This is a genomic window from Streptomyces sp. NPDC058964 (assembly GCF_042741275.1).
Classification (GTDB): domain Bacteria; phylum Actinomycetota; class Actinomycetes; order Streptomycetales; family Streptomycetaceae; genus Streptomyces.
The window spans coordinates 1-6,821 of the sequence record NZ_JBHYKH010000494.1 but is presented as its reverse complement, the minus strand read 5'-3'; the positions used below and the strand labels follow the sequence as shown (position 1 = coordinate 6,821).

General features: G+C 67.2%; 5 protein-coding genes and 3 pseudogenes. 2 read left to right on the top strand and 6 right to left on the bottom strand.

The window, feature by feature from the left end:
- The 3 genes and pseudogenes from ACFW2E_RS38155 to ACFW2E_RS38145 form a co-directional block, all read right to left on the bottom strand.
- A pseudogene (locus tag ACFW2E_RS38155) lies at positions 1-380 on the bottom strand (hypothetical protein); the annotation flags it as partial.
- A gap of 837 nt (positions 381-1,217) precedes the next feature.
- Complete coding sequence (locus tag ACFW2E_RS38150; RefSeq protein ID WP_384474021.1) at positions 1,218-2,204, bottom strand: zinc-dependent alcohol dehydrogenase family protein; 987 nt, start codon at positions 2,202-2,204, stop codon at positions 1,218-1,220.
- Between the two features lie 61 nt (positions 2,205-2,265).
- Positions 2,266-3,747 carry an MFS transporter gene (locus ACFW2E_RS38145; protein WP_384474018.1) on the bottom strand — a complete coding sequence of 494 codons (1,482 nt, stop codon included), beginning with the start codon at positions 3,745-3,747 and terminating at the stop codon, positions 2,266-2,268.
- 274 nt (positions 3,748-4,021) lie between these two features.
- On the opposite strand from ACFW2E_RS38145, the gene ACFW2E_RS38140 reads away from it, so the two are divergent.
- Entirely contained in the window at positions 4,022-4,252 is a 231-nt protein-coding gene (locus ACFW2E_RS38140; RefSeq protein ID WP_384474015.1) for a MarR family transcriptional regulator, read from the top strand.
- A gap of 252 nt (positions 4,253-4,504) precedes the next feature.
- Entirely contained in the window at positions 4,505-4,864 is a 360-nt protein-coding gene (locus tag ACFW2E_RS38135; protein WP_384474012.1) for a hypothetical protein, read from the top strand.
- A gap of 188 nt (positions 4,865-5,052) precedes the next feature.
- Here the strand turns inward: ACFW2E_RS38135 and ACFW2E_RS38130 are convergent, their stop codons facing one another.
- The 3 genes and pseudogenes from ACFW2E_RS38130 to ACFW2E_RS38120 form a co-directional block, all read right to left on the bottom strand.
- On the bottom strand, positions 5,053-5,868 hold the full coding sequence (locus ACFW2E_RS38130) for an alpha/beta fold hydrolase (protein WP_384474009.1): 816 nt from the start codon (positions 5,866-5,868) through the stop codon (positions 5,053-5,055).
- 399 nt (positions 5,869-6,267) lie between these two features.
- Positions 6,268-6,426: pseudogene (locus ACFW2E_RS38125) on the bottom strand (ISL3 family transposase); the annotation flags it as partial.
- A gap of 116 nt (positions 6,427-6,542) precedes the next feature.
- Positions 6,543-6,821: pseudogene (locus ACFW2E_RS38120) on the bottom strand (MFS transporter); the annotation flags it as partial.

Below are 6,821 nucleotides of genomic sequence, written 5' to 3'. Positions count from 1 at the left end.
ACATGATCAGACGAAGGCCGCCTCCACGTCAGACGAATCCCCAGGTGAGCGACCCCGTACGAGACCGCGTTCGAAGCCGGAAGAAAAAGAACAAGGTAAGTGCCTGTCTGAGATCCCTGGTCGTGGGGTTTTGCGGGCGTGATGCTGCGTGTTATGGCTTCTGGTGGGATGGTGCGGCGGTACTGCCGGGAGCGTGGGGCGTTGCTGGCGCCGACGAAGTCGGTGGCGGCGGACCGGTCGAAGATCTTGCGGGCCTCGACGGGCTCGGCACCGGGGCCCCAGCCGCCACCGGCGCGCCAGCCGGTGCCGAAATTGGCGGTGCCGAGGCCGTACTCGGACACGCGCAGGCCGTTGTTGCGGCCGAAGGTGGTGTATCGCATGGGTGGACATCTCCCTGAAACGAGTAACTTGCGTTCTGTGAGCGAACGCGCGGTTCTTGGCGCCTATGAGGTGTGTCGGGTCAGCGGGGGACGGTCACCATGTCAATCGACTGGAAGCCCAGGGACCTTCCCGCCTGGTTTTCCTGGTGGTGGCGTCCCGCGCTTTGTTGGTGATCTGTTCGAACTCCACGGGCGGCAGCCCGGCGGTCGCGCTGTGCCTGTGCTTGGTGTTGTAGAGGTCCGCGATCCAGGTCGCGGTGTTCAGTCGGGCCTTTGCCCGGGTGGCGAATCGGCTCCGGTGGATGAACTTGTACGTGATGTGTAGGGCGATGGACCCGGACCACGCTGCGGGACCCGGCATCCGCTCGTTGAACTTGACGAACTACCAACCGACCGGACACAACGGTGTTGGTGAGGAGATCCTCATGGGATGCGACAGGCTCAGCGGCGCGTGTGAGCACGCAACTGTCGGACCATGCCCGACTGCCATATCGTCAGGCAACAGTCAGCCCGTGTGCTTCGTGAATGGCTATGGCAGGCGGGTCGGTTGGAGTAGGTGCTGTCGATGGTCCAGGTCCGTCGTTGACGAGCCGTGGCTCCGGGCTTGCCAGGTATGCAACCGTGCTGGCGATGTCGGCGGGCTTGCCGAATCGGCCGGCAGGAGTCAGCGGCAGCTTCGTCGACGATGAGAAGGGCGTCGATCTGGGTGTGCCGGCCGAGGCCTTCCGTCGACAGCCACCCCGAGCGACGCGACTTACAGGGTCGGCCCGGCGGTCCCGTCCTCGATGCCAGCAGTGTGCACGAGAGCGGGATCCCGGTTCCCGGCCTGCTCACGGGTCAGCGAGGTACGGTCACGACGATCTTGCCGACCTGGGATCCGGACTCGAGATGACGGTGGGCTCCGACGATGTCCTCCAGTGGGAAGACGGTGTCGATGACCGGTCGCAGGGTCTTGCGGGCAAGTCCGTCGAGGACCCAGTCGACGGCGGCCTTGCGGCGTTCGGCGTCGGTGGTGAGTTCGAAGACCTTGTACCCCCGGATGGTCAGGCTTTTGCCGATCAACCCCATCACCGGCATCGTAGTGGCCTCGCTGCTCAGCGCTCCGTAGACGATCACGGTCCCGCCGGGCGCGGCGGCGCCGATCAGGCCCGCCAGAGCAGGTCCTCCCACGGGGTCGAAGACGACGCGCGCGCCGTGACCGTCGGTGAGCTCGTTCACGCGGGTTACCACGTCTTCCTCGCCCGTGACGACCACTGCCTCGGCGCCTTCGTCCAGGAGCCGCCGGCGCTTGGCGCTGCTGCGGGTCAGTGCCACGGGCCGGGCCCCCACGCTGCGGGCGATCTGGATCGCGGCCAGTCCGACGCTGCTGGAGGCGGCCGGGATGAGCACCGTGTCACCGGCCTTCAGGTCCGCGGTCTCGATGAGGGCGCCATAGGCGGTCAGGTACTGCCCCCACAGTGCCGCGGCCTGCTCCCAGGACAGTGTGCCGGGGTGCTTGACCACCGCGGTGGCGGGCGCGATGGCCAGTTCGCCGTGGATGGGGTAGTCGATGGGCGTGAAGCAGGGGATCATGCTGACGGCATCGCCGACGGTGAAACCTTCGACGTCCGGGCCGATGGCGTCGACCTCACCGGAGGCCTCCCATCCGATACCGGAGGGAAGGTCCACGAGGTGGTTGTTGCGGAGCATGGCATCCGCTCGGTTCACCCCGAGAGCCCTGGTGCGGATGCGGATCTCGCCCTGTCGGGGTTCGCGGACATCGATGTCGTCCAGGGTCAGGACCTCGGGGCCGCCGGTGGCGTGAAATCGGACGATCTTGCTCATGTGAGTGGTCCTGCCTTTCAGGTCTGCGGAAGGAAGTGGAAGTTCACTCGGCGGTCGGCCGTCACGCGGTGGTCTCCGGAAGCTTGTCGGCCTCCGGTTGGTCGGCGCTCGTGTCCGTCTGCGCAGTCGCCCTGCGGCGCCCCAGCGTTCCGGACAGGGCGACGAGCAGGCCGATGGCCGCGAGCACGGTGACGGTGATCATGGCCGGGGTGAAGCCGGCGAGCAGGGCGTCGGGCCCGCTCTTGCCTTCGTTTCCTGCGGTGAGGACCGCGGTGACGATGGCGAGGCCGATCGCGCCGCCGATCTGCATGGAGGTGTTCAGCAGGCCGCCGGCCAGGCCTTGCTCGTGGTCGGGGATTCCCGAGGTGCCCTCGATCTGGAAGGGCGCGAACGCCAGCGTGAAGCCGATGCTGAGCAGGAGCATGCTGGGCAGCACACCCACGGCGTAGGGGTGGTCCCGGGCGATGGCCAGGAAGAGCGCATAGGCGGCCACGTGCGCGATGACGCCGGCGATGATGCTGCGCGCGGTGCCGAATCGCGCGATCAGGTGCGGGATGCGCGGCGAGGCGACGGTGACGATGGCGGCGGCGGGAAGGAAGCCGAACGCGGTCTGCAGCGCCGACCACTGCAGCACCTGCTGGAAGTACAGCGTCACCACGAACTGGAAGCCGACATAGGCGCCGAAGAACACCGACAGGCCCACGTTGGCACGCACCAGGGAGCTCGAGCGCAGGATGCCCAGACGGACCAACGGCTGCGCGCCGCGCAGCTCGATCATCACGAAGGCGGCCAGCAGTGCGGCGGCGAGCCCGAACTCCACCAGCGTGCTCGCCGTGGTCCAGCCCTTCTGCGGCGCTTCGACCACGACGTAGACGAGCAGCAGCATTCCGGCGACCAGGGTGAGTGCGCCGGGCAGGTCGTAGCTGCCGACGGTGCGCGGGCCGTCCTTGGGCAGGACACGGATCGCCGCTGCCAGGGCGATCAGCGCTATGGGCACCGGCAGGAGGAATGTCCAGCGCCAGCCGACCTCGGTCAGCGCACCGGACAGCACCAGGCCCCCGGAGAAGCCGCTGGAACCGAAGAGCGTGTAGATCCCGATCGCCTTGTTGCGGGCAGGCCCCTCGGCGAACGTGGTCGTGATGATGGAGAACGCTGCGGGTGCGGTGAACGCCGCCGACAGGCCCTTCAGGACACGGGCGACGATCAGGAGGGTCCCGTCGTCGACCAGGCCGCCGACCAGCGAGGTCACGGCGAAGACGGCGACCGCCGTCAGGAAGACGCGGCGGCGGCCGAGGATGTCGGCGGCGCGTCCGCCCAGTAGCAGGAAGCCGCCGTAGCCGAGGACGTAACCGCTGACTATCCACTGCAGTGCGCTGGTGGACAGGCCGAGGTCGGCCTGGATCGACGGCAGGGCGACGCCCACCATGTTCACGTCCAGTGCGTCGAGGAACCCGACGATCGAGACGGTGAGCAGGACTCCCCACAGCCGTGTGTTCCATGTAGGCGAGGACGTGGACAAGGGCGATGGTGCGTTAGGACTCATGTTGATACGTTGACATGCTCCTACTTCGAATGCAAGCACATCTAATGCGCGAACATTAAATGCAGATGCATGGTGTGTTGGCCCGCATGAATGGTGGCGGTGAGCAGCAACTGGTCAAGGAGCGGCACGATCTTCTGGCCCGGCATGCCGTCGTGTACCAGGCTCTCGAGCGTGAGTTGCAGGCACGGCATCGGGGTCGGCGAGTTCGAAGCGACTCGAAGCACTCGCATGCTCTGAGAACACCCAGTGCCGCGCCCAGGACCTCACCGACGTCGTGCACCTGAGCCAGAGCGCCGCGAGCCGGCTGATCAGCCGAATGGAACGCGACGGCTTCCTCGAGCGCGCCATAGCGAAGCCGACCGCCGCGGCATCCTCGTCGTCCTCACCGGCGAGGGCCGCGAGCGTCGTCTGGAGGCCCGACCCACGCACCGCTCCGTGCTCGCCAGAACACTTCGAGAGACAGGCTGACCGCTGGCCAGGTGCCAGTGTGATGCGCCAGACATGACGAGACCAACGACTTGGCGCGCGATAGACGGGTGCGGTGGGTGCGTGGGGTCGGACATGAACACTGTTCATGGCATGGGTAGGGGCGCGTGGGGTGTTGTCCCATCGGATCTGTGTTGGTCTGCCGCGGCACCGATTGGGCAAGCTGATCGAGGAGCTTGCCCCGGGCCGGCTGGCGCGGCAGGAGGGTCGGCTGTGTGAGCGAGGCGGTCATGACCGACGTGCTGCCGGGGCAGGGCCGGATCACGGGCTGGTGTTCACCGACCGGGTGATCGCGACCCCGGTCGTCCTGCGCTTCGAGCTCCCGCACGCCGCTCTCGCGGTGTTCTACGGGGTGGACCGCTCCACCATCATCCGGGCCGTCCACGAGATTCTTCCTCCGCTCGCTGCCCGGCGCTTCGCCCTTCCCGGCAAGCCCGGGCTACGGTTGCGTACCCTGACGGACGTCTTCGCCTGTGCCTCGGCCGAAGGTGTCGAACTGCGCCTGGACGGCATCGAGGTCCAGGCCCGCCGTCCCGGGGTGAAGCGGCCGGGACGGCACGCGTTCGTCCCGGGCAGGAAGAAGCAGAAACACCAAATAGCCCACCGTGATCGGCGACGGCCGGGGCCGTAGTAAAGACCCCTGCAGCGCTGGATCGGCCGCCGCGAGGACTTCGACCAGACCATGCTCGCCATCGCGGGCCTGGTCTCCGACCGCTGCACGAGCGCTGAAGATCAACAGCCGGACCCGCCAGACCAACACGTCCCTCCCCTAATCGCGCACCAAGCCGTAAGTCTGTTTTTGGGTTTCCCGCGGCGAGGTCAGTTCGCCCGCCACCAGTCGGTGACGATCCTGGCGTAGTCGTCCGCGCCCTCCTCCCAGGCGAAATGGCCGACGTCGAGGATGTCGAGGGTGCTGTTGGGCAGGCGCTCGTGCAGGTATTCGGCGTTCGCCACGGGCACCACGCGGTCCCTGCGGCCGGCGATTATCTGTACGGGCGTCTCGATGCCGGGCAGCAACTCGCGCAGGAGCGGCAGTTCGGCCGGGAAGGCGCGGACGTAGGCCATCTGGTCGACGATCCGCTGGCCCACGTAGGGCGCGAGATAGTCATCGCGCACGATCTGCGGCAGCTGGTAGCCCTGAATCTTGTCGAGGGCGATCGTCACGATGTCCTTGGGGCCCAGGGTCCGGTACGGCGCCAGGTCCTCGGCGTGCACCCAGTCGTTCAGCGGACTTCCCAGCTGCAGCGGGACCGCGGCCCCCCCGCTGCCCACGACGGCGCGGCGGAATCGGTCGGGGTGGTGGGCCGCGGCGAAGAGCACCGCGCTGGTGCCGATGTCCGGGCCCACGACATGTGGCTTCGCCAATCCGAACTCGTCGGCGATCCGCACGATGAATTCGCTCATCGCCGTGGGAGACAGCAGGTTCTCCCGGAGCTCGGAATGCCCGAACCCCGGCAGGTCCACCGCGACGAGGTGAGCGTGCTCGGCCAGCCGCGACCAGGTCGCGTCGTAGGCGTACAGGCTGACCGGGAACGGGCTCAACAGCAGGGCGGCGCTGTCGCGGGGCCCCTCGCTCTCGGCGTACCGGATGGACAGCCCGTCGATGCTCCGGAACTGCGGTTTGATCTCACTCATTTGTTCGCCTTCTCGTGATATCGGGGTTCTCGCGCTGGTCGCCCTCACGTCAGTAAGAGGATATCTAATAGTTGACCGGTCGGCTAGTGTTTCCCGCTCGTGCCTCGCCCGCCCCGCAACGGTCAGTCCGCCTGCATCCGCATGCCTCGTGTTTATGCAGTAGCCGACAGCGACCCGCTGTCACCTCCTCGGTACAACCTCGGTAGTCCGGATCACCATGCCGGTGAGGCACCTGGTCAAGGTCTCCTGCAGGCTAAAGGGCATGTCGCTGGTACTCCACCGGATCGGATGGAGTGTGCGGGTGCCACTGCACCGGTGGTCGAGCGGGACGAGCAGGCGGTCGCCGGGAGTGTAAATCTAACGGCCCTGTCTCACATTCGGTGGTGACGGAGGGTGTCGCTATCCGAGAAGGATGCGGTGGCGTAGAAGGGTGAAGCCTGCTCGTCCGTGCATCTGGCGCGCGATCCGTTCGGTCTTGGTGTTGACGCCCTCGGTGGGGCCGTTGCTGTACGGAAGTGTGAGCGCGGCGTTCACGGCGTCGCGGTCTCGTTCCAGGCCCCAACGTAGGACCACCCCCCGGATCATGGTCAACGGGGGGACCCGTCATGCCGGGCCCGGAGGCCGGGAACCCCATTGCGGGGCCGATCAAGAAGGTAATGGGGGCTTGCTGGCGGTCAGTGCACGTGTGGGCCCCCTGTCATCTGCGGCTTCCCTCGCGGTACGAGTCCCAGCCCCACCACGGCGCTGGTGGCCGCCGCCACGGCGCAGAAGGTGAAGGCCTTTGTGAAGCCGTCGACAGAGCCGGACTCGATGCCCGAGGCGGCGAGCGTGGAGACGACCGCCACGCCGATTGAGCCGCCCACCTCATGGAAGGTGTTGACGACCCCGGACGCCAGGCCCGCCTCGTGGTGTTCCACCATGCCCAGCGCGGTCGTCGTGGCGGTGACGAAGAC

Coding starts and splice junctions, on each gene's coding strand:
- ACFW2E_RS38130 (WP_384474009.1), bottom strand. CDS start 5,868: ATGAGTGAGATCAAACCGCAGTTCCGGAGCATCGACGGGCTGTCCATC.
- ACFW2E_RS38145 (WP_384474018.1), bottom strand. CDS start 3,747: ATGAGTCCTAACGCACCATCGCCCTTGTCCACGTCCTCGCCTACATGG.
- ACFW2E_RS38150 (WP_384474021.1), bottom strand. CDS start 2,204: ATGAGCAAGATCGTCCGATTTCACGCCACCGGCGGCCCCGAGGTCCTG.